18 protein-coding genes are annotated in these 21,377 nt (G+C 59.0%); 7 read left to right on the top strand and 11 right to left on the bottom strand.

Going from position 1 to position 21,377, the window contains the following annotated elements; translation table 11 throughout:
• Positions 1–2: 2 nt before the first annotated feature.
• From ACQR3R_RS01650 to ACQR3R_RS01600, 11 genes are read right to left on the bottom strand one after another with little or no spacing between them, the layout of a single operon-like run.
• Positions 3–257: an EscS/YscS/HrcS family type III secretion system export apparatus protein gene (locus ACQR3R_RS01650; protein ID WP_428270161.1), complete on the bottom strand. Its 255-nt coding sequence runs from the start codon at positions 255–257 to the stop codon at positions 3–5.
• 9 nt (positions 258–266) lie between these two features.
• Positions 267–926, bottom strand: coding sequence for an EscR/YscR/HrcR family type III secretion system export apparatus protein (locus ACQR3R_RS01645; protein WP_428270160.1), 660 nt, complete (start codon positions 924–926; stop codon positions 267–269).
• The gene (locus tag ACQR3R_RS01640) at positions 919–1,824 is read right to left on the bottom strand and encodes a FliM/FliN family flagellar motor switch protein (protein WP_428270159.1); all 906 of its coding nucleotides are present in this window, start codon (positions 1,822–1,824) and stop codon (positions 919–921) included. Before ACQR3R_RS01640 ends, ACQR3R_RS01645 begins: the two co-directional genes overlap by 8 nt.
• Entirely contained in the window at positions 1,821–2,702 is an 882-nt protein-coding gene (locus ACQR3R_RS01635) for a SpaN/EivJ family type III secretion system needle length determinant (protein WP_428270157.1), read from the bottom strand. Before ACQR3R_RS01635 ends, ACQR3R_RS01640 begins: the two co-directional genes overlap by 4 nt.
• Complete coding sequence (locus tag ACQR3R_RS01630; RefSeq protein ID WP_428270155.1) at positions 2,699–3,154, bottom strand: hypothetical protein; 456 nt, start codon at positions 3,152–3,154, stop codon at positions 2,699–2,701. Before ACQR3R_RS01630 ends, ACQR3R_RS01635 begins: the two co-directional genes overlap by 4 nt.
• Positions 3,138–4,442: a type III secretion system ATPase SctN gene (gene sctN, locus ACQR3R_RS01625; protein WP_428270154.1), complete on the bottom strand. Its 1,305-nt coding sequence runs from the start codon at positions 4,440–4,442 to the stop codon at positions 3,138–3,140. The genes ACQR3R_RS01630 and sctN overlap by 17 nt, the downstream gene beginning before the upstream one ends.
• Entirely contained in the window at positions 4,421–4,828 is a 408-nt protein-coding gene (locus tag ACQR3R_RS01620; protein WP_428270153.1) for an InvB/SpaK family type III secretion system chaperone, read from the bottom strand. Before ACQR3R_RS01620 ends, sctN begins: the two co-directional genes overlap by 22 nt.
• 12 nt (positions 4,829–4,840) lie before the next feature.
• Positions 4,841–6,895, bottom strand: a complete 2,055-nt coding sequence (locus tag ACQR3R_RS01615; RefSeq protein ID WP_428270152.1) for an EscV/YscV/HrcV family type III secretion system export apparatus protein — start codon at positions 6,893–6,895, stop codon at positions 4,841–4,843.
• A gap of 4 nt (positions 6,896–6,899) precedes the next feature.
• The gene (gene sctW / locus ACQR3R_RS01610) at positions 6,900–7,988 is read right to left on the bottom strand and encodes a type III secretion system gatekeeper subunit SctW (RefSeq protein ID WP_428270151.1); all 1,089 of its coding nucleotides are present in this window, start codon (positions 7,986–7,988) and stop codon (positions 6,900–6,902) included.
• Entirely contained in the window at positions 7,985–9,604 is a 1,620-nt protein-coding gene (gene sctC / locus ACQR3R_RS01605; protein ID WP_428270150.1) for a type III secretion system outer membrane ring subunit SctC, read from the bottom strand. The genes sctW and sctC overlap by 4 nt, the downstream gene beginning before the upstream one ends.
• Before the next feature lie 4 nt (positions 9,605–9,608).
• A complete protein-coding gene (locus tag ACQR3R_RS01600) occupies positions 9,609–10,343 on the bottom strand; it encodes a helix-turn-helix domain-containing protein (RefSeq protein ID WP_428270149.1) in 735 nt (244 codons plus the stop codon).
• Positions 10,344–10,573: 230 nt separating this feature from the next.
• Here ACQR3R_RS01600 and ACQR3R_RS01595 point away from each other — a divergent pair, with 230 nt between their 5' ends.
• From ACQR3R_RS01595 to ACQR3R_RS01565, 7 genes are all read left to right on the top strand, one after another.
• The gene (locus ACQR3R_RS01595) at positions 10,574–11,785 is read left to right on the top strand and encodes an ABC transporter substrate-binding protein (protein ID WP_428270147.1); all 1,212 of its coding nucleotides are present in this window, start codon (positions 10,574–10,576) and stop codon (positions 11,783–11,785) included.
• Positions 11,786–11,798: 13 nt separating this feature from the next.
• A complete protein-coding gene (locus tag ACQR3R_RS01590) occupies positions 11,799–12,374 on the top strand; it encodes an ANTAR domain-containing protein (RefSeq protein WP_428270146.1) in 576 nt (191 codons plus the stop codon).
• A gap of 336 nt (positions 12,375–12,710) precedes the next feature.
• Positions 12,711–13,922 (top strand): MFS transporter, encoded by a 1,212-nt coding sequence (locus ACQR3R_RS01585; protein ID WP_428270145.1) that lies wholly within the window; start codon positions 12,711–12,713, stop codon positions 13,920–13,922.
• A gap of 6 nt (positions 13,923–13,928) precedes the next feature.
• Positions 13,929–15,596 carry a protein kinase domain-containing protein gene (locus tag ACQR3R_RS01580; RefSeq protein WP_428270144.1) on the top strand — a complete coding sequence of 556 codons (1,668 nt, stop codon included), beginning with the start codon at positions 13,929–13,931 and terminating at the stop codon, positions 15,594–15,596.
• A 293-nt stretch (positions 15,597–15,889) separates the two neighbouring features.
• Entirely contained in the window at positions 15,890–18,343 is a 2,454-nt protein-coding gene (gene nirB / locus ACQR3R_RS01575) for a nitrite reductase large subunit NirB (RefSeq protein ID WP_428270143.1), read from the top strand.
• Positions 18,340–18,657 (top strand): nitrite reductase small subunit NirD, encoded by a 318-nt coding sequence (nirD, locus tag ACQR3R_RS01570; protein WP_428270142.1) that lies wholly within the window; start codon positions 18,340–18,342, stop codon positions 18,655–18,657. Before nirB ends, nirD begins: the two co-directional genes overlap by 4 nt.
• Positions 18,657–21,374 (top strand): molybdopterin-dependent oxidoreductase, encoded by a 2,718-nt coding sequence (locus ACQR3R_RS01565; RefSeq protein WP_428270141.1) that lies wholly within the window; start codon positions 18,657–18,659, stop codon positions 21,372–21,374. Before nirD ends, ACQR3R_RS01565 begins: the two co-directional genes overlap by 1 nt.
• The last annotated feature ends 3 nt before the right edge of the window (positions 21,375–21,377 follow it).

The raw sequence follows: 21,377 nt of genomic DNA, 5'->3' as shown, positions 1-21,377 counted from the left end.
CGCTAACTCAAGGCCAGCCGCATGACTTCGCGACTGAAATCGAGCAACGTTTCGCCATACCAGCCAGAAAGCAAAAACAGGCATGCCGCGACTGCCATCAACTTGAAACCAAACGGCAGCGTCTGTTCCTGCAACTGCGTGACGGTCTGAAACAGCCCGACCAGCAATCCAACCACGGTCGCCACAATGATCGGCCATGCCACCATCAACAGAATCAGGTACAGGGTTTTGTTACCGGCATACACCAGGTCGTTCATCCGGCGCCCCTAGTTCAGCAAGGTCAGGTATTGCTTGACCAGCCCGGTGGACAGCAATGCCCAGCCGTCCAGCGCCACAAACAACACCAGTTTGATCGGCACTGAAATAATCACCGGGCTCATCATCATCATGCCCAGCGCCAACAGAATGCTGGAGATCACCAGATCTACAATGACGAACGGAAGGTACAGGTAAAAACCGATCTTGAAGGCGCTCTTGATTTCACTGAGCGCATAGGCTGGCAGCAGCGAAAACAGAGAAGGCTCCAACGCCTCTTCAAACAGCAGTTCAGTGTCTTCGCTACGCTGTGCTGCTTGTGCCCGCTCAAAGAACTGCGCCAGTTCGGGGTCGGTGTATTTACGCAAATAGTCCTTGTAGCCACCCAAGCCGTTTTCGGCAAAATCAACCACCGCCTCGATGTCGGTGAAAGCCACCTGCTCTGTCTTGTAATAGTCGTAGCCTTGCTTCATCACCGGGGTCATGACGAATATCGCCAGCATCATCGCAATGGCATTAAGTGACATGTTCGACGGCACCTGCTGTAACCCCAGCGCGTTCCGCACGATCACAAACACGATGGAGAACTTGAGGTAACAGGTGCCGGCCGCGACCAGGAACGGCAACAGCGAAGCGAACGCCAGCAGCGAAATCAGCGAGACGTCATTCATCGTTGGCGTTCCGATAAACCTCTAGCAACTCGACACCCAGTTGCTCATCCAATTGCACCAGTTCACCACGCGCCACGCGTTTGCCATTGGCACGTATTTCAATTTGCTGTGCTGCGTCGACAGCCAGCGGTAAGAGCTGGCCGGCAATTATTTGTCTCAGCGTACCCAGGTCGATGTCGTGGGTGGCCAATACAAACTCCAGACGAAGCGATAAATGATCCAGCCCGACAACTTCCTGCTCGCTGGCATCGGTGACCGACAATTCCACGTGTATCCCCTCCTCATTGAACGTAAATACACCGATGTCACGCCCCGCCAGCAGACACTGGTGAGTCCGTTGATTAATCCGCAACACATCCCCGGTACTCAGCACCAAAAGATCGAGGTGATGAAGGTAAGTGATGCCCAGCACCAGGTTCAGTTGCAGCGCGAGGTCGTCCAGCCACGCTGTGAGTGGCTGCCCCGGTCGCGCAGGACATGCCGGCGGCAGCTGCGTAAACCACAGCCGTCCCCGCGAGGTGTCGAGCCATGGCAATTCCACCTGCAGCCAATTTGAGGGGTCGATCAACTCGATATCAGACAGCGCCTGGTAGTGCAGCTCATCCACGCTCAGGGCAAGTGCTCGCGGCACCGCACGAAACAATTGGGCGATGCTCGCCACCGGACACTCACGTGACAGCAGCAACGGCAGTGCCGGCAGCGAGTGATGCAGCCAGTCCCGGGCATTGATCAACCCACGCCAAGTGCCGTGTTCACCGAGCGCCAGAAAACCCAGGTAGCCGGACACTTCGTCGAGGGGACCTATCCCGGCGCGGTGACCTTTTTGCTGCCAGCATTGAATGATCTGTGCGCGGGCATGCGCCAGCACGCAGACGCGGCGCAACGCCAGCGCTCTCATGCCGGTGTTTCTTCTGGATCTTCCGGTTCATCGTCCGGGGCATGATGCGAGCCGTGGTGAGGTTGTTCATCCGCCGTGTCGGTGAGCCGCCAGTGGTTGTCACGCGACTGCTCAAAGGGTTCTCGCAGATGCTCCAGGACTTGAACATTGCTTGGGCTGAGAATCAGGTTCGGCACCGACTCGCCGGGGCGTCGAGTGATCGTCACTTGCCCATTGGCGGCTCCTTTGTTGAAGGGTACCTGCAGAAAATCACGTCCGGGCGTCTCGAGTTCTGTAACAGTCATGGCCAGCGGAACAGCCGGTGGCATCGCGTCGGGTCGATGAATGACAGCGGGCGCAATGGCCTGCGACTGTCGCATGAACGAACCGGTTGGCATCGCAACCGCAGCGTGAACATCTTCAGCTGTGATAGCGGGCTCGCTCGATTGCGGCTGCGGTTGCGGCTGCAGCGGCTGCCGTTCGACCCAGGGTGTTTCAATGGGGCGAATCGTGTGCTCAATTGGCACCACGGACACCTCGGGCCGAGGTGCCGCCAGCGCAACGTTCGTCATCACCGGCTGGACAAACCCCATGCGCAAGTGTGCGAGTCGTTGCGAAAGCGCTGGCATTTCAGTGCGCAGCGACGTACGACGCTCGGTCTCATCGGGGTTTTCCTTGTGAACCGTGCGCACCGACGCAACGCCCTCTCTGTGGCTGTTTCCCGTCGGCGACAATGATCGATGACGCGCCGTCAACACGACGATCAAATCCAGCACGCCTTGGGGTAGAGCATCCTCTTCAATCGGTACAAACTTGTCTTCGAGTTGATCCAGCGTATCGTCGATGTCAGGTTCCAGGCCCGGAACCGGCAACAACGTTACTGCGCCAATCTCCTTCATCGCCTTACTCCAGTCATGTCTTCAATGTCCCGTTCTTCTCGACGCACCGACTCATGCCGTTGCGCGCGCATCAGGTGCTGCACCGAGCGTTCATATTTGCCGTGCTTGAGCTGCAAGGCATGCAACTGCTCACGTTGCTCGCTTAACGATTGCTCAAACTGTTTGCACTGCTGGTCCACGCGATCACGCTCCAGATGCAGTTCTTGAATTTGCCGTCGGATAACGGCCTGACGACGCAGCAATGCCAGCAATTGCCAATGGTCCAAAACGCAGTCCTCTGCGTGATGGCTGGCCAGCAAGCTTTGCAGCGCGTGTTGCTGATCGACAAACCCCTCCAGCGCCTGGCGTAAAGGCAACAACTGCTGTTGCGTGCGCAAAACGATCTGTTCACAACGGCGCTGGCGACTGTCACTGAATGCCAACAATCGGCGCCTGTCAGGCAATGAGTTCATGCAAACTCCGCAACGTTTCTTCAGGCTCGCAACGCTCCCCCGTCGGCTGACGCAGCCACTGGGCCAAGACCTCACGTCGCTGCATGGCATGATCGTTGGCGGCATTTGCACCCGGGGTGTATTCCCCAAGGTCCAGAAATATCTGCAATTGCTGGACGCGTGCGAGAACTTCCCGGGTAGAAGACGCGAGTTGCTGCATCTCTGCCGTCGTCACCTGGCTAGCCACGCGACTGACGCTGCGCAGTACATCGATTGCCGGGAAATGTCCTTTGGCCGCCAGTTCTCGACTCAGATAAATATGCCCATCCAGAATCGAACGGATTTCTTCAGCCATCGGGTCCGGCTCATCGTCGCTTTCAAGCAAAACCGTGTACCAGGCAGTGATACTGCCCAGGGCCGTCACACCTGGACGTTCGAGCAAACGCGGCAAGGCATCGAACACCGATGCCGGATAACCGCGCCGAGCCGGCGCTTCACCCGCGGCCAACGCGAGGTCGCGACGCGCTCGGGCATACCGTGTCAATGAATCCAGCAACAGCACCACCCGTTGTCCCTGATCGCGGAAGTACTCGGCAATGGTGGTGGCCTGCAACGCCGCATTGCAGCGATCGACCGACGAAAAATCCGAAGTAGCGAACACCACCACGCAGCGTGCGCGCTTTGGCGATTGGCGCAGGTGCTCAACAAATTCGGTGACCTCCCGGCCACGTTCACCGATCAGCCCAATCACAAAAACGTCGGCCTCGGTGTGCGCGATCAGCATGTTGATCAACGACGTTTTACCCGACCCGGCAGCGGCAAAAATCCCGATGCGCTGACCGATACCACACGTCAACAAACCATCGATTGCTCGAATGCCCGTCATCAACGGCGCTGCCACTGGCCGACGCTGGTGATACGCCGGTGGATTGGCGTCCACCGGATAGTCCTGTTGAAGACAGTCTTTGGCAGGCGCCAGGCGCTCTACAATGTTGCCGTGCGGATCGACCACGCTGCCGAGCAAGGCATCGCTGCACGCCAGGCGCAACACCGAGCCGGTCGGTACGATCAGCGACTCTCTGGATAGCCCGCGTGCATCGCCCAGCAAGCTGAGCAACACTGCGCCGGGCTTGAACCCGATGACTTGCGCCCTGGCAGCCAGTTGCGGCGAACGCCAATGCTGACGCACCTCACACACCTCACCGATGACCACGTCGACCAAGGCTGCCTCGACCAATGGCCCGCTCAGGCGCAAGGGATGCGCGGCACGGCGTTCCAGCCGCACGGTCACAGGCGCAGAATGCCGCACAGCGTTTCTATCGAACCCACAAAGGCGTCCAGCGCTTGCGCAAAATGATCGGCATCGCACAGGGCCAACTCATTGCACATCAAGCGCAACTCCAGTTGCCCATTAACCTCGCACAAGTGCAATTGCCCACTGCGGGACCAAGGGCTGCCCTCCAGCAAAAACTGCCAGAGGTCGACCGCGCAATGGTCGAATGCATGAGGCCTGGCTTCGGTGATCGACGCCCAGACCCACACCACGCCTTCCACTTCACCCACACTGATATCCGGTGAATCCTTCATCTGCATTTCAATGGTGCTGTGACTGTCGAAGTGCCCCATTTGCGCGCCCGTACAACCGCTGTGCAACAGTGCCTCGCGTAGCAACTGGGCGATGTCCATTGATCTCATTGACGAAGTTCCTTAAAGCGTTTTGATGACATTGACCGAGACCGTTTCGCAAACTTCGCCGAACGACATCACGTCAAGTTCGCGGAACCGTCCCTCAATCAGTTTTTTGATGTAGCGGCGCACATCGACAGAACACAGCACCACCATGTCTTTATGCGGGATGTGCACACTGTCCAGGCCGACACTCAACCTATCCATCAGCTCTTCCGACTCGGCCGGGTCCAGATTGATGAAGCTGCCACCAGACGTTTGCCGAATACCCTTGCGCACGATGTCTTCGAACTCGGCTGACAGCAGCAGCACCCGCAAATCATTACCGCTCGCGAACTTGTTGCTGATGTAGCGCGCCATCGCGCCGCGCACGTGTTCGACCAACGCCAGCACGTCTTTTTCCCGGGAAGCCCAATGGGCCAGCGACTCCAGGATCAACTTCATGTTGCGCACCGATATCCGCTCACCGACCAGCCGCTGCAAGACCTCTGCGATCTTTTGCACCGTGACGTGGCGGTACACTTCCTTGAGCAAATCGGGGTAACGACTTTCCATTTCGTCGAGCAACTGCTTGGTTTCCTGAACCCCGAAGAACTCCTGGATATTGCGGGCCAACAAGGTCACCAGGCAGCGATAGCATTCGTCGTAGGCTGGACGTAACTGATAGCCCAGGGTTTGCACCCGGTCCTTGTTGAGGGCGTTGACCCAGACACCGCTAAGCCGATTACTGTCGGTGCCGCGCACCAGGCCGAGCCCCAAGGCCTCCAGATCTGGCGAATAGTCGAGCAGACGCCAATGGTCGAAATGGATATCGAACTGATCGGCACGCACCTCATTGATCAACACCGCAACCTGATGGTCCGGCAACGCGTCGCTGGCACGTAGCTGTGGCTCCGGGATTCGCAGGCCATAGTCGACAAAAAACTGGCTGCGAAAACGCGCAACCAAGCGAGCATTCTGCAGTTCATCCAGCCGCGCCGTCGGTACCAGCAGCATCAGCGCAATGGTTTCTGTGGCAATACTGTCGACGTCATCCAGCAAACCCAATTCGCTACTCGCCTCATCAGGCGCCGACGACACAGGACGTGCAGCTCCACTTTGATCTGGCACGCTGTTGGCTTTGCGGTGCCGGAAAAAAACCACCAGCCCCAACGCCAATGCAATCGGCAGAAAGGTCATCAGCGGGAACCCCGGTAAAAAACCGACACCCACCGTGAGCAATGCGGTCACCCCCAATACGAACGGATTACCTAACATTTGGGCGAGCATATTGCGGCCCAGGTTGCTGTCATCACCGTTGACCCGGGTGACGATGAAACCGGCACCAATGGCAATCAACAGCGCCGGAATTTGCGCCACCAGACCGTCGCCGATCGTCAACAAGGTGTAGGTCGACAGTGCAGTGGACATGTCCATGCCCATCTGCCCGACACCGATGGCCATGCCACCGATGAAGTTGACGAAAATAATGATGATGCCCGCGATCGCATCACCCTTGATGAACTTCATCGCACCGTCAAACGAGCCATACAACTGGCTCTCACGCTCCAGCACGCTGCGTTTTTCCTTGGCTTCCTCAGCGGTGATCGCACCGGCCTTGAGGTCACCGTCGATGCTCATTTGTTTGCCCGGCATGCCGTCAAGCGAGAAGCGCGCCGCGACCTCGGCAACCCGCTCCGAGCCCTTGGTGATCACGATGAATTGCACAATGGTGACGATCGAAAAAATGACGAAGCCGACGACAAGGCTTTCGCCGATCACAAAGTCACCGAACGAGGCGATGATGTCCCCCGCGTCAGCCTGGGTGAGTATCAATCGGCTGGTACTGATCGACAGTGCCAGGCGAAACAACGTGGTCAACAGTAGTAAGGCTGGAAACGTCGAATAGCTGAGGATGCGTTCGATGTAGAACGAGCCCATGAAAATCAGCAGTGAAATGACAATGTTCAGGCCGATCAGAAAATCCACCAACGCCGTTGGCAGGGGAATGATCAGCATGGCGATGATCATCACCATCAAGCTCAGGATCAGTAGTTCCGGACGAGCGCTGACACTGCGCAAAAATGTATTGAGCATGCTGCTAGCGCCTTTCGATGCGTTCATGAGCGAAGGAAATGGCTGCCAGATGACTGAACTGCTGTGCCAGACGTTGCGGCGCTTCTTCATCGCCGAACAGTTCATGTGGCAGTTGCAAGCTGACTCCGCGCACGACCTGCAGCAGGGCCGAACGATCATGGTGCAGGCTCAGCAGAACGCTCTCCCCCAACGCGCCCAACAACAATTGGTCGAGCTCATCGGGGTAGCTCAACAAACCGAGCAGAAACACCAGCCAATCGGTTTCCTGATCGTTATGCCGACGAATCAACTGATCGCTCAGCAGACGTTCCATGAACAGTGCTTCCGCTGAGCGCAGGCGCTTGAGTTCGCTCAACCTGGCCAACAATTGACCAAACTCCTGGCGTGAGCAACTGGGGTCCTGAGCACTGATATCGGTGAGTAATGCCGCTTCGATGAAAGCCAGTACCGTCATCCGTTGCGATGCACCGTACAGCGCAATCCAATCCTGATAGGCATTGACCGGACCCTCGTCGGACTCCAGGAAATCACGGTAGGTTTCGCGCAACAGCGCCGCACGTACGGCAATCGCAGCCCCAAACAATCGCGCTTTCAACGCCGCATTGATTCCGGCTTTCATACGCTTGGGCGAACCCTGGACGACGACCGCCTCCAACAGTATTTCGAGCCGTTGACGGGTCAGTGCGTCGAGTTTCTTGCGGCGCAACAATTCGCGCAGCACCAACGCCAGATCACTGTCGTCCGGGAACAGCCCGCGGGCCATTTGCGTTAGCCAACCGATGGATTGATCCGAGACGCGTGCCAGGCTGAAGACTTTTTGAGCCTTCGCTGCAGTGTCGTCCTCAAGCACTTTTTCAAAATTTTCAGTTAACGATTCAGTTTTTAGTTCGAAATGCCGGCGCCCGCGAAACTGTGCAAGTGCCGCCGACATTTCATCGCTGATCTGTACAAAACGTTGCGCGGCGGCGGCCGTGCCGCTTTCGTCGACGTCCTGATCCGCATTGGCTTGCGATGACGGTTGCTCAGCCGCTTTTTCGGCGTTCAAACGCGCCTGCGCGGCTCGACCACCGGTTGAGATTGTCGGAAGAATCAAAGGATCGCCGCGCGAAAGTAGGCGCGACGCAAACGCTCATGCTGCTCGGGGGTCATCAGGCGTGTTTCAGGCTCGACGGCGTCGGGCGCCTGCAGGCTGATGATTTCTTTAGGCTGGATCAAAAACACCCGCACGGTGTTCGCCGAACGGTTTTGACGGTAGCTGAACAGCCTTCCAATCCAAGGTATCGAACCCAATACCGGCACGCGTCCTATCTGCTCGCTGTAGTCATCGCGCGTGAATCCACCGACCAGTAAACTCTTGCCTTGCGGTACTCGCGCCACGGTACTGATGCGGGTACGGCCGACCGTCGGCAGCGCATTGGGACGCTCACCGCCTGCACTTTCAACTTCGTTACCGTCCTCGATGTTGAGCGACATTTCTATTTCGTCTGCCTTGGCGAAACGCGGTAATACATTCACCAATGTGCCGTACGTCACGTGTTGCAAATCGACACTGCGTTCACCCACCAGTGGCGCGTAAAACGTGCGGTTGTTATCAAAAATCGCTGGCACATTTTCTTGGGTCAGTATCACCGGCCGAGCGACCACATTCGCGCGACTGGTGCGCTCCAGTGCCATGATTCTCGCCACAAACGAAGCACCATCGAGCGTGGTTGCCGAACCGCCATTGAGCGAGGCCGACGCCTGCCCGCCCACCTTCAATGATCCTTGCCACTCGATGCCCAGTTGATTGAGTTCGTCCTTGTGCAAATCAGTGATCCATAACGACAACTCGACATGCCGCTTCGGGATGTCCAGCGCACTCACCAGGTTCTCGATAAAACGCACCTGCTCCGGCAGACCTTTCACCAGCAGGCTGTTGGTGTCGGGATAGGCCACTACCCGGATGTTCCCGGCAGCCACCTCACGCGCCAGTATTCGCGGCGCATCCGGTTCCAAAGATGAAAACTCGCTGGCGAGTCCTTCCAAGGGGAACTCCGACACTTCATCGGGCCTTTTGACAACCGATTCGACATCGCTTTTTTCACCGCGCAACAACTGCTCGATGACCGTCGCCATTCCCGGAATGTTGACCTTGTCATCGCGAAGTTCGTAGTTGCGATCGCCCACGAAGGTGTTGTGCACCTGGATAACGCCAATCTGCTGCTTGCCCAACAGCAAATCCGACTGCTGGTTATCCATCAATCGAGCCGCTTGCAGCACCAGGTCGACATAGATCGGCGGCCCGGCGATGTGAAAGGTCCGCAGACCGTCATTGCGCAGTGGGTAGCGCGCATCGTAAAGCCCGGAGCGCGTCAGAAAGGCCTGCAGCCTGGACACCGACAGTGTTTGCAGCGTCGCCATCGAGCTTTTGATTTCAGCGCCGTCATACAAGTAGATCGCCTGCCCATCGCTGTACCAGATCAGGCCCATCTGGATGCTGATGCGCTCAAAGGTTTTCTGTGCCGTGCTCAAGTCGAATTCGCCAGAGATGCGTTTGGCGGCGGCGGCCTTGCTGACAATGACGGGTTTACCCAGTGGCCCCGACAACTCGGTGAAGAATGTGCGCACGCTTTGTTCGCGCGCCACGAACGCCTCGACCTGGGCTTGCGCCACCATGGGCGAGAGCGTCAGCAACGAGCAGAACAGCGTTGGGAGAAAACGAGAGGTCATGGATTCACTTGCTTGAAAGATGGGTGATATCCGCCAGGCTGCTGGGTGAATACCCCACCAGATCACGAATTTCCTTTGAAAAGTGCGAAGACGACGCAAAGCCGAACTCCAGCGCCACGTCGGTCAGCGAGCTGTCTTCAAGGCTCATGTTCAACAGCGCCTGAGCCGTACGCCAACCTCGCAATGCAGGCTTGGCTGCAGTGCCCAAAGCTTGATGGCACAAACGACGAAAGTGCGACACCGAGACGCCGTAACGTCGTGCCAGCGTGATCAATTTTTCGCTGTGAGTGCCTTGTTCCAACAGAAATCGCACCAGCCCATAGCTCTCGTTGTGGCGCAGCAGGCTGGCAAAACGCCGATACGACACATCGTCGCGCAACGCCTGTTCGACGTACCAGCGCTCCAATCCACGGGCGAACCGAGCAGTTGCGTAAGGCACGGGCAAGGTGGCCCATGCCACAGAGTCGACGGGGTGCTCGGTCTGCGCGTTGCTCACGTCGAAAAACACCTGCAATTTCACCAGCGGTACTTCGGACATCACCGCGACGTACACGCGACCACCGCTCACCTCAAGTGCACCGCGAGTCGCGATCAATCCTTCCCAACCAGCCGGCAACTCACCGCACCGGTCGCCATGCACAGAAGTCAGGCAGACAGGGTTTTCCCCGATGCGCAGGTGCAGCACGTGTTCGGCGAGGCGAACAACGGGAAACGTAGTGGTGTGGTGTTGTCTTTGCACGCCGGCCTCCTTCTGCAACCTGCGCTGCAATGACCATCAGAATGCGAGAGCTGCCGTATTCAATCCTGATGGAAACCTGATGAATTTCGCGCTGGCATATGCCTTGCACCGGCATTGCCAACAGTGCACATGCCAACGACAGGATGTGCGCAAGGACAATGGCGTCGTCACCCGGCCTTGCTCTGGCAAGCAGCCTGGTACGGCGTTTTTTTATGGAAGGTGTTTATCCGATGATTGAAACCACAGCCGGCCCCCTGGCTTGGGTCAACGGCAGCGATGCCCCGGAAAAGTCCACGATTGACCTGGGCTTCATGGCCCTCAGCGATTGCGCCTCGGTGGTGGTGGCCGCTACACAAGGTTTCGCCCAGCCCCATGGGCTGACGCTGAACCTCAAGCGCCAATCGTCGTGGGCCAATCTGCGGGATAAATTGGTCACTGGCGAACTCGATGCCGCCCACAGTTTGTATGGTTTGGTGTATGCCGTGCACCTGGGCATCGGCGGCGTGGCTGCGACCGACATGGCGGTGTTGATGGGCCTGAACCAGAACGGCCAAAGCATCAACCTCTCACATGGGTTGCAGGCGCAAGGCGTGACCAGTCCTGAGGCACTGGATCGGCACGCGCACCAAGTTCGCCCAAAATTGACCTTTGCCCAGACGTTTCCCACCGGCACCCACGCCATGTGGCTGTATTACTGGCTGGCGAGCCAGGGCATTCATCCGCTGCAAGATGTCGACAGCGTCGTGGTGCCGCCACCGCAAATGGTTGCGCACTTGCAAGCCGGGCGTATCGACGGTTTCTGCGTCGGTGAGCCGTGGAGTGCCGCCGCTGTAAAGCAGAACCTCGGTTTTACCCTGGCGACGACCCAGGCCATCTGGCCCGACCATCCGGAAAAAGTCCTCGGCTGCACGCGCGATTTCGTCGAGCAATACCCCAACACCGCTCGGGCACTGGTGATGTCGATCCTTGAGGCCAGTCGCTTCATCGACGAGAGCAACGAAAATCGACGTAGCACCGCGCAGTTGTTGAGTGCGCCGGACTATCTAGACGCACCACTGGACTGCATAGAGCCACGCCTGCTGGGCGATTACGCCGATGGCCTGGGCAATCGCTGGCAAGACCCGCACGCGTTGCGATTCCACGGTGGCGGCGAAGTCAATCTGCCGTACCTCTCCGATGGCATGTGGTTCATGACGCAGTTTCGGCGTTGGGGTCTGCTGCGCGACGATCCGGATTACCTCGCCGTGGCACGCCAGGTTCAACAACTGGGCATCTATCGCGAGGCCGCCACCGCAGTCGGCGTTGCAGCGTGGGGTCAGGAAATGCGCAGCAGCCAGTTGATAGACGGCAAAATCTGGGACGGCTCAGACCCTTCCGGCTATGCCCGCAGTTTTAAATTGCACGCCATGAGCGATAGCGCTCCCCTTCTCGCCCGCCGCTGAGGAGCCCGCGAACATGCTGCGTATCCTGTTGATCAACGACACCGCAAAAAAGGTCGGGCGCCTGAAAGCGGCGCTGACCGAAGCTGGATTTGAGGTCATCGACGAATCCGGCCTGACCATCGACCTGCCAACACGCGTCGAAACGGTGCGCCCGGACGTGATCCTGATCGATACCGAGTCACCCAGCCGCGATGTCATGGAACAAGTGGTGCTGGTGAGTCGCGACCAGCCACACCCCATTGTGATGTTTACTGACGAGCATGATCCCAACGTGATGCGCCAGGCGATCAAGGCTGGCGTCAGCGCCTACATCGTCGAAGGGATTCACGCGCAGCGCTTGCAGCCAATTCTGGACGTGGCCATGGCCCGTTTCGAGAGTGACCAGGCGCTGCGCGCTCAACTGCACGCCCGCGACCAACAATTGGCTGAGCGCAAACGCATCGAACTGGCCAAAGGCTTGCTGATGAAAATGAAAAATTGCAACGAGGAAGAGGCCTATACGCTGATGCGTCGGCAGGCCATGAGCAAGCAGCAGAAGCTGATTCAGGTCGCGGAACAGATCATCGCGATGAGTGAATTACTGGGCTGATGCCTGAGGGTGCTTTAGAGGCCTCTTCGCGAGCAAATCCGCTCCCACGCGGGTTGGTGATCTATACGCACCTCATGTAGGTGCGGGTTGCTTGCGAAAATCCACACCCGGTTCCAAGTGTTGGCACACATCTGGCTATGCAATCTCTACAGGTAACCAACGGCGGTTGCCCCACCTACGACAAAGACGTCGCTCACCTCATTCGCCCACGGCGGATCAGGTAGCGGCGTTTTTTCGTTTTGGCCCCAGTGACCGGGGTCGGTGGTGCGGCCGTTGCGGCGCCCCACCTGCTGGTTAACCACTCCTTTTCGAGACCCCCTACCGCTGAGGTGCGCGATGAATTCAAGCTTCTGGAAATCCGGTCATAGGCCGACATTGTTCGCAGCCTTCCTCTATTTCGACCTGAGTTTCATGGTCTGGTACCTGCTTGGCCCGTTGGCGGTGCAGATTGCGGCTGACTTGCACCTGACGACGCAACAGCGTGGTCTGGTGGTGGCCACGCCGATTCTGGCCGGCGCGGTGCTGCGGTTTGTCATGGGCTTGCTGGCTGATCGTCTTTCGCCGAAAACCGCTGGCATCATCGGCCAGGTCATCGTGATCGGTGCGCTACTCGGTGCCTGGCAACTGGGTATTCACAGCTACGAGCAAGCGCTGTTGCTGGGCCTGTTCCTCGGCATGGCCGGCGCCTCCTTTGCCGTCGCACTGCCGCTGGCCTCGCAATGGTATCCACCCCAGCACCAAGGCAAAGCCTTGGGCATCGCCGGCGCAGGCAACTCTGGCACCGTACTCGCGGCGTTGATCGCGCCAGTGATGGCGGCGGCGTTCGGCTGGAGCAACGTGTTCGGTTTCGCCCTGATCCCGCTGACCTTGACCCTGATCGTGTTTGTCTGGCTGGCGAAAAACGCGCCGCAGCGGCCACAACCCAAGTCCATGGCCGACTACTTCAAAGCCCTCGGTGACCGTGACAGTTGGTGGTTCATGTTTTTCTACAGCGTGACCTTCGGTGGCTTCATTGGCTTGGCCAGCGCCCTGCCCGGCTACTTCAACGACCAATATGGGCTGAGCCCGGTGACCGCGGGTTACTACACCGCAGCCTGCGTTTTCGGCGGCAGTTTGATGCGGCCATTGGGTGGAGCGCTGGCGGATCGTTTTGGCGGCATTCGCACGTTGCTCGCGATGTACACCGTGGCCGCCATTTGCATCGCTGCCGTGGGCTTCAACTTGCCAAACTCCTACGCTGCGCTGGCGCTGTTTGTGTGCACCATGCTGGGTCTGGGCGCAGGCAATGGCGCAGTGTTCCAACTGGTGCCGCAGCGTTTTCGTCGGGAGATCGGCGTGATGACCGGTTTGATCGGCATGGCCGGTGGCATGGGCGGTTTTGCGCTGGCGGCGGGCATGGGTGCAATCAAGCAAAGTACCGGCAGCTATCAGATGGCGTTGTGGTTGTTTGCCAGCCTCGGCGTCCTGGCCTGGTTCGGCCTGCATGGTGTTAAACGTCGCTGGAGAACCACTTGGGGTTCGGCCGCCGTGACTGCAGCCCGGGTCTGAGGACTCATGAGCCTGCAACTGAGCTTCGCCGAAGCCAGCGCTATCGGCCCGCGCGAGGAGAATCAGGACGCGTTGCGCCTGGTGACACCGGCCCCGGCGCTGGCAGCAAGCAAGGGTTACCTGTTCGCCATCGCCGACGGGGTCAGCCAGTGTGCCGACGGCGGTCTGGCTGCCCGCTCAACCTTGCAGGCGATGGCCCAGGACTATTACGCCACGCCGCAAACCTGGGGCGTCGCGCAGTCGCTGGACCGGTTGCTGCAAGCACAAAATCGCTGGCTGCAGGCCAATGGCGGCGGACAACCGCTATTGACCACCGTCAGCGCGCTGGTCCTGCGCGGGCGACGTTTCACGCTGGCACATGTCGGCGATTGCCGGGTCTATCGCTGGCACGCCGATCAACTGCAGCGAATCAGCGAAGACCATGTGTGGGATCAGCCGGGCATGCAACATGTGCTGAAACGCGCACTGGGCCTGGATCAACACCTGGTGCTGGATTTTCTGGATGGCGAACTGCGCCTCAATGAAAGTTTCGTGCTGCTCAGCGATGGGATCTGGGCAGTCCTGGGCGACACCGCTGTTGCAGCGATCCTGCGCGATCAGCCCGACCTGCACAGCGCCGCACGTACATTGGTCAGTGCGGCGCATCTGGCCGGCAGCCAGGACAACGCCAGCGCTTTGTTGGTACGCGTCGACGCTCTCGGTGAAACCGGTATCGGCGATGCGCTGATTCAACTGCAGCAGTGGCCGCTGCCGCCCACCCTCAAACCGGGTCAGGCGTTCGAAGGTTGGCATGTGGAAAGTATTCGCGCCCAGAGCCAGCAATCACTGGTGTACCGGGTGCGCGACGAGCAGCAACAACCGTGGTTATTGAAAACCTTGCCCGCCCGTTTGCACGATGACCCTTTGGCCGGCCAAGCCTTGTTGGCGGAAGAGTGGTTTCTGAAACGCGTCGCCGGCCGTCATTTTCCTGAAGTCCATGCCGCCAGTCAGCGTCAGCATTTGTACTACGTGATGCGCGAATATGCCGGCAAAAACCTGGCGCAATTGCACGCCACTGTCGGCCCATTGCCGTTGCCACAATGGCTGGATTTGGCTGAACGCCTGCTGCGAGCCGTGGGCATGCTGCACCGACGGCAAATTCTGCACCGCGACATCAAGCCTGAGAATGTGCTGCTTGGCGACGACGGCGAATTGCGCTTGCTGGACTTTGGCCTCGCCTACTGTGCGGGGCTGTCGCAAGATCAAGCGTCGACCTTGCCCGGAACACCGAGCTATCTTGCGCCGGAAGCGTTTGGCGGCATGGCCCCGGCACCGCGACAGGACCTGTATGCGGTCGGCGTGACCTTGTTCTGGTTGCTCACCGGGCATTATCCCTACGGTGAAATCGAAGCATTCCAGCGCCCACGTTTTGGTACGCCGACCAGTGCCAGCCGTTACCGGCCAGACCTGCCGGAATGGATTGCACACGGCCTGCAGCGCGCTGTTGCGGCAGACCCTGATCAGCGCTTTGAAACCGCCGAAGAATGGCTGCTGCAGTTGGAACAGGGCGAACGCCAGAGCTTAAGTGTCAGGCCGCGCCCGTTGCTGGAACGCGAACCGTTGAAAGTCTGGCAAACCCTGGCGCTGGCGTCGTTACTGGCAAACCTGGTGCTGGTGTACCTGGCGCTCCATTAACGGGCAACGCGCGTCCATACGGTGCAATAACCTTTGGAGGCTGCAACGCAGACTCGCCGGCGGCCCAATAAAACCGAGGGCGGACGACTTGGCACAAGCACTGCATTACTCGTTTCACCATACATAAAGCCCAGCCTTCAACGACGAAGGCTGTGCTTCCCGAGAGAACGGGACAAGGACAAAGGCGTCCTCGCTAGGCAACTAGCGGGACGCCTTTTTTTGTTTGCGCAAAATTTGTCGAGCACGACTTGAAACGCCCTGATGAGGCGGGTCCGAGCTCCCCGGAGAACCTGATGAAAAAGCTGAAACTGGTAATGATCGGCAATGGCATGGCCGGCGTGCGCACCCTGGAAGAACTGCTCAAACTGAGCACTGAGCTCTACGACATCACGGTCTTCGGTGCGGAACCCCACACCAACTACAACCGCATCCTGCTCTCGCCTGTGTTGGCGGGGGAGCAAAGCTTCGAAGAGATTGTGCTCAACGATCTGGACTGGTACCTGGACAATCACATCAGGCTTTTTCTGAACCGCAAAGTGGTGCAAATCGATCGGGTTAAACGCCGGGTTATCGCTGATGACGGTTCCGAAGCCGAATACGATCGCTTGTTGATTGCCACCGGCTCGACGCCGTTTATTCTGCCGATCCCCGGCAACACCTTGAATGGGGTTATCGGCTATCGCGACATCGCCGACACACAGGTGATGATCGACACCGCAAAAACCCACCGGCATGCGGTGGTGATTGGTGGCGGCCTGCTCGGCCTGGAAGCGGCGAACGGCCTGATGTTGCGCGGCATGCACGTGACCGTGGTGCACATCGGCGAATGGCTTCTGGATCGCCAACTGGACAAAACCAGCGGTCAATTACTGCAAACCGCGCTCGAAGCACGTGGCCTGCACTTTCGCCTGAGCGAGCAAACCCAGGCGCTGCACGACGCGGGCGATGGCCGGGTCGGATCGGTGCAGTTCAACAATGGCGACATCATTCCTGCGGACCTGGTGGTCATGGCTGCCGGTATTCGCCCAAACACCGAACTCGCGGAACAATCCGGCATCCCGTGCAACCGTGGAATTTTGGTCAATGACACGCTGCAAACGTACGACCCACGGATCTATGCGATCGGCGAATGTGCCAGCCATCGCGGCATTGCCTACGGTCTGGTGGCACCATTGTTCGAGCAGGCCAAGGTCTGCGCCAACCACCTCGCACAACTGGGATTCGCCACCTACAAAGGCTCGGTGACGTCGACCAAATTAAAGGTCACCGGCATCGACCTGTTCTCTGCCGGCGACTTCATGGGTGGCGAAGGCACCGAAACCATCACTCTGTGCGACCCGATTGGCGGCATTTATAAAAAATTGGTGATCAAGGATGACGTGCTGGTCGGCGCCTGTTTATACGGGGATACGGCTGACGGCGGCTGGTATTTCCGGCAAATCCGCGAGCAGCACGCCATCGGTGAAATCCGCGATCACCTGATGTTTGGCGAGAACGCGCTGGGCGACACCGGACACCAAGGCCAGAACAATGCCATGGGCATGGCCGACACCACCGAAGTCTGCGGCTGCAACGGCGTGTGCAAAGGCACCATCGTCAAAGCGATTCAAGAGCAAGGCCTGTTCAGCGTGGACGAGGTCAAGAAACACACCAAAGCCGCCAGCTCCTGTGGCTCCTGCGCCGGACTGGTGGAACAGATCCTGATCAACACCGTGGGTGGCGCAGCGGACGTCAAACCGAAGAGCGAAAAAGCCATTTGCGGCTGCAGCGACCTTAATCACGGGCATATCCGCCAAGCCATACGCGAGCAGCACCTGCTGACCATCGCCGACACGTTGAGCTACTTGAACTGGAGAACGCCCAACGGTTGCGCCACTTGCCGCCCGGCACTCAATTACTACCTGATTTCAACCTGGCCGGGCGAAGCCAAAGACGATCCGCAATCACGCCTGATCAATGAGCGCGCGCACGCCAATATTCAAAAGGACGGTACTTACTCGGTCGTCCCGCGGATGTGGGGCGGTGTGACCAACCCTTCAGAACTGCGGCGCATCGCCGACGTCGCCGACAAGTACAACGTGCCGATGGTCAAGGTGACCGGCGGCCAACGCATCGACTTGCTGGGCATCAAGAAACAGGACTTGCCGGGCGTCTGGAAGGACCTCGACATGCCGTCCGGGCATGCTTACGGCAAATCGATCCGCACGGTCAAAACCTGCGTCGGTAGCGAGTTCTGCCGCTTCGGCACCCAAAATTCAACGCAACTGGGCATTGAGCTGGAGCACGACCTTTTCAATATGTGGTCGCCGCACAAGGTCAAACTGGCGGTGTCTGGATGCCCGCGCAATTGCTCGGAAGCGGGCATCAAAGACGTCGGCATTATCGGCGTCGAATCCGGTTGGGAAATGTACATCGGCGGCAATGGCGGCATCAAAACCGAAGTCGCGGAGTTCTTCGTCAAGCTGAAAACCGCCGAGGAAGTGCGCGAATACAACGGCGCATTCCTGCAGTTGTACCGCGAGGAAGCCTTCTACCTCGAACGCACCGTGCACTACCTGCATCGGGTTGGCATGGAACACATCAAGAATGCAGTGTTGCAGGACCCGCAGCGGCGCAAGGCACTCAACGAGCGCCTGCAGTTTTCCCTTTCGTTCGAACAGGATCCGTGGAAAGAACGCCTGGAACAGCCCTTGCTGAAGAAGGAATTCGACGTCATCGCGGTGAAAAATCTGGAGGTGCTGGTATGAACTGGCTGGACATCTGTGCGCTGGAAGAAATCAACGTACTCGGCTCCCGGATCATCGCCGGCCCCAAAGGTGACATTGCGGTTTTCCGCACCAGCGACGATGAGGTTTTCGCCCTCGACGACCGCTGCCCACACAAGGGCGGCCCGTTGTCGCAAGGCCTTATCTACGGCAAACGGGTCGCCTGCCCGTTGCACAACTGGCAGATCGACCTGCAAACCGGCGAAGCGCAGGCGCCGGACATTGGTTGCGCGCATCACCACCCGGCACGGGTCGACAAGGGTCGGGTGATGTTGGCATTACGGGACGCAGGCTGATGGACCGCCAGACTACCGCGTCCACCTGCTGCTATTGCGGGGTTGGCTGCGGCGTACTGATCGAGCATGACGGCGAGCGCATCCTTGGCGTCAGCGGCGATCCGGCGCACCCGGCGAATTTCGGCAAACTGTGCAGCAAGGGCTCGACGCTGCACTTGACGGGCGATCTGGCCGCTCGGGCCTTGCACCCGGAACTGCGGCTGGGCAAAAACCTGGCTCGCAGCCGCACCGATTGGGACACCGCGCTTGATCACGCCGCCAGCGTTTTTGCCAAGACCATCGCCGAGCACGGCCCGGACAGCGTGGCGTTCTACGTCTCGGGGCAACTGTTGACCGAGGACTATTACGCCTTCAATAAACTGGCGCGGGCACTGGTGGGCACTAACAACATCGACAGCAATTCGCGGCTGTGCATGTCCTCGGCGGTGGTCGGCTACAAGCGCAGCCTTGGCGCCGATGCACCGCCGTGCAGCTACGAAGACCTAGAGCTGAGCGACTGCGTGATGATCGTCGGCAGCAATATGGCCTATGCGCACCCGGTACTGTTTCGACGCCTGGAAGAAGCGAAATCCCGTCGCCCACAGATGAGAGTCATCGTCATCGACCCGCGTCGTACCGATACGTGCGAGTTGGCCGACCTGCACCTGGCCATTCTTCCCGGTACCGATGTCGCCCTGTTTCATGGGATTTTGCATCTGTTGCTGTGGGAAGACTGGGTCGACCGCGATTTTATCAACGCTCACACCGACGGCTTGCCCGAGCTGAAAAAACTGGTCCGCGACTACACGCCCCAAATGGTTTCGCAACTCTGCGGAATCAGCCTCGAACAACTGCAGCAGTGCGCCGAATGGGTCGGCACCTCACCGAGTTTTTTATCGTTGTGGTGCATGGGACTCAACCAATCCACGGCCGGCAGCGCAAAGAACAGTGCGCTGATCAACCTGCACCTCGCCACCGGGCAAATCGGCCGCCCAGGCGCAGGACCTTTCTCGTTGACCGGTCAGCCAAACGCCATGGGCGGAAGAGAAACCGGCGCGTTGTCGAACTTGCTGCCAGGCCATCGTGATGCGGCGAATGCCGAACACCGAGCGCAAGTGGCGGACTATTGGGGTGTGGATCAGCTGCCCGAGAACACCGGGCTCACCGCCATCGAACTGTTTGAGCAGGTCGGCAGCGGCAAAATCAAAGCCTTATGGATCGCCTGTACTAATCCCGCACAATCGCTGCCAGATCAGACCTCCGTGCGCGCGGCCCTTCAAGCCTGCCCGTTCGTGGTATTGCAGGAAGCCTTTCGCACGACCGAAACCGCAGCGTTTGCCGACCTGTTGTTGCCCGCTGCCAGTTGGGGCGAAAAGGACGGCACGGTGACTAACTCCGAGCGGCGCATTTCCCACGTCCGCCAGGCAATCCTCGCACCGGGTGAAGCGCGGTCCGACTGGGCGATTACCGTAGATTTCGCGCAGCGCCTGGAGAAACACCTGCGGCCCGGACAAGCCTGCCTGTTTGCGTTCGCACAGCCTGCGCAGCTCTTTGACGAGTACAAGCAACTGACTCGCGGTCGGGATCTGGACTTATCCGGCATCAGCCACGCACTGATCGACCAGATAGGGCCGCAACAGTGGCCGTTCCCCACGGGAGCCACGCAAGGCACCGCCCGACTTTATCTGGACGGTATTTTCCCGACCGCCAGCGGACGAGCGCAATTTATTGCCGAACCGTATCGCGCCGCCAAAGAACAACGCGATGCACGCTTCCCGCTGACCCTGATCACCGGACGCCTGCGCGATCAATGGCATGGCATGAGCCGCACCGGCACCGCTGCTCAACTGTTTGGTCATGTCAGCGACGCTGTCGTGAGCCTGCACCCGGATGAATTGCGCCGCCATCGGCTGCAGCCAGGTGACCTCACAAGCCTGAAAAGCCGACGCGGCGCGGTGATCGTTGCCGTCGCCAGCGACGACAATGTGCGCCCCGGCCAAGCCTTTCTACCGATGCATTTCGGTGACCGCTTTCTCAAGGGCGGGGTGAATACCCTGACCCTGCCGGCGTTCGATCCGCTCTCAAAACAGCCAGAACTCAAACACAGCGCTGTACGCCTGGAGCCGGTGAATCTGCCCTGGCACCTTTTCGCTTTGATCGAGGGCAATGTTCAACAGCACTTTGAGACGCTACGACCGCTCTGTGAGGCTTTTTCCTACGTGAGCCTCAGCCTTGCTGGCCGTGAGCGTCCCGCGCTGCTGATACGCGCCGCCAGCACCGTCGCGCCTGAGCCGCATCTGCTGCGCGCCATTGATGAGTGCCTGAAACTCACCGAAGGCCCGGTGTTGGCCTACGACGATCCACGACGCGCCATCGGTAAGCGCGTGCGCATCGAAAACGGTCGAATCACCGCCATTCGACTGGCCGGTGAAACGCTTGCACAGCACTGGCTGCAAAACCTGTGGCTGGAAGGCCGCGCCGACGAGCAACTGCGGCGGTGGCTGCTGGCGCCACTCAGTGCCCCACCGGGCGACGTCCATGCGCCAGCGGCTGGCAACGTAATTCTGTGCAACTGCAAAAACGTCAGCCAAAGCGCAGTGTGCGCCGGTATTGCTGGCGGGCTGGATCTGCAAGGGCTGAAAGAAGAACTGGGCTGCGGTACGCAATGCGGTTCGTGTGTCCCGCAAATCAAGCGTCTGCTGGCTGCTCAAATGCAACCCATCGCCATTACCTCGTGAGGA

The sequence above is a fragment of the Gordonia sp. IEGM753 genome (assembly GCF_050321825.1).
In the GTDB taxonomy this organism is placed as follows: Bacteria; Pseudomonadota; Gammaproteobacteria; order Pseudomonadales; family Pseudomonadaceae; genus Aquipseudomonas.
This window is presented reverse-complemented; position numbering and strand designations above follow the sequence as displayed.

What these genes read in the sequence shown, in the direction of transcription:
- ACQR3R_RS01645 (WP_428270160.1), bottom strand. Translation starts at nt 926, where the DNA reads ATGAATGACGTCTCGCTGATTTCGCTGCTGGCGTTCGCTTCGCTGTTG.
- ACQR3R_RS01615 (WP_428270152.1), bottom strand. Translation starts at nt 6,895, where the DNA reads ATGCTCAATACATTTTTGCGCAGTGTCAGCGCTCGTCCGGAACTACTG.
- ACQR3R_RS01620 (WP_428270153.1), bottom strand. Translation starts at nt 4,828, where the DNA reads ATGAGATCAATGGACATCGCCCAGTTGCTACGCGAGGCACTGTTGCAC.
- nirB (WP_428270143.1), top strand. Translation starts at nt 15,890, where the DNA reads ATGAAAAAGCTGAAACTGGTAATGATCGGCAATGGCATGGCCGGCGTG.
- nirD (WP_428270142.1), top strand. Translation starts at nt 18,340, where the DNA reads ATGAACTGGCTGGACATCTGTGCGCTGGAAGAAATCAACGTACTCGGC.
- ACQR3R_RS01585 (WP_428270145.1), top strand. Translation starts at nt 12,711, where the DNA reads ATGAATTCAAGCTTCTGGAAATCCGGTCATAGGCCGACATTGTTCGCA.
- ACQR3R_RS01580 (WP_428270144.1), top strand. Translation starts at nt 13,929, where the DNA reads ATGAGCCTGCAACTGAGCTTCGCCGAAGCCAGCGCTATCGGCCCGCGC.
- ACQR3R_RS01630 (WP_428270155.1), bottom strand. Translation starts at nt 3,154, where the DNA reads ATGAACTCATTGCCTGACAGGCGCCGATTGTTGGCATTCAGTGACAGT.
- ACQR3R_RS01650 (WP_428270161.1), bottom strand. Translation starts at nt 257, where the DNA reads ATGAACGACCTGGTGTATGCCGGTAACAAAACCCTGTACCTGATTCTG.
- ACQR3R_RS01590 (WP_428270146.1), top strand. Translation starts at nt 11,799, where the DNA reads ATGCTGCGTATCCTGTTGATCAACGACACCGCAAAAAAGGTCGGGCGC.
- ACQR3R_RS01635 (WP_428270157.1), bottom strand. Translation starts at nt 2,702, where the DNA reads ATGAAGGAGATTGGCGCAGTAACGTTGTTGCCGGTTCCGGGCCTGGAA.
- ACQR3R_RS01640 (WP_428270159.1), bottom strand. Translation starts at nt 1,824, where the DNA reads ATGAGAGCGCTGGCGTTGCGCCGCGTCTGCGTGCTGGCGCATGCCCGC.
- sctC (WP_428270150.1), bottom strand. Translation starts at nt 9,604, where the DNA reads ATGACCTCTCGTTTTCTCCCAACGCTGTTCTGCTCGTTGCTGACGCTC.
- ACQR3R_RS01565 (WP_428270141.1), top strand. Translation starts at nt 18,657, where the DNA reads ATGGACCGCCAGACTACCGCGTCCACCTGCTGCTATTGCGGGGTTGGC.
- ACQR3R_RS01595 (WP_428270147.1), top strand. Translation starts at nt 10,574, where the DNA reads ATGATTGAAACCACAGCCGGCCCCCTGGCTTGGGTCAACGGCAGCGAT.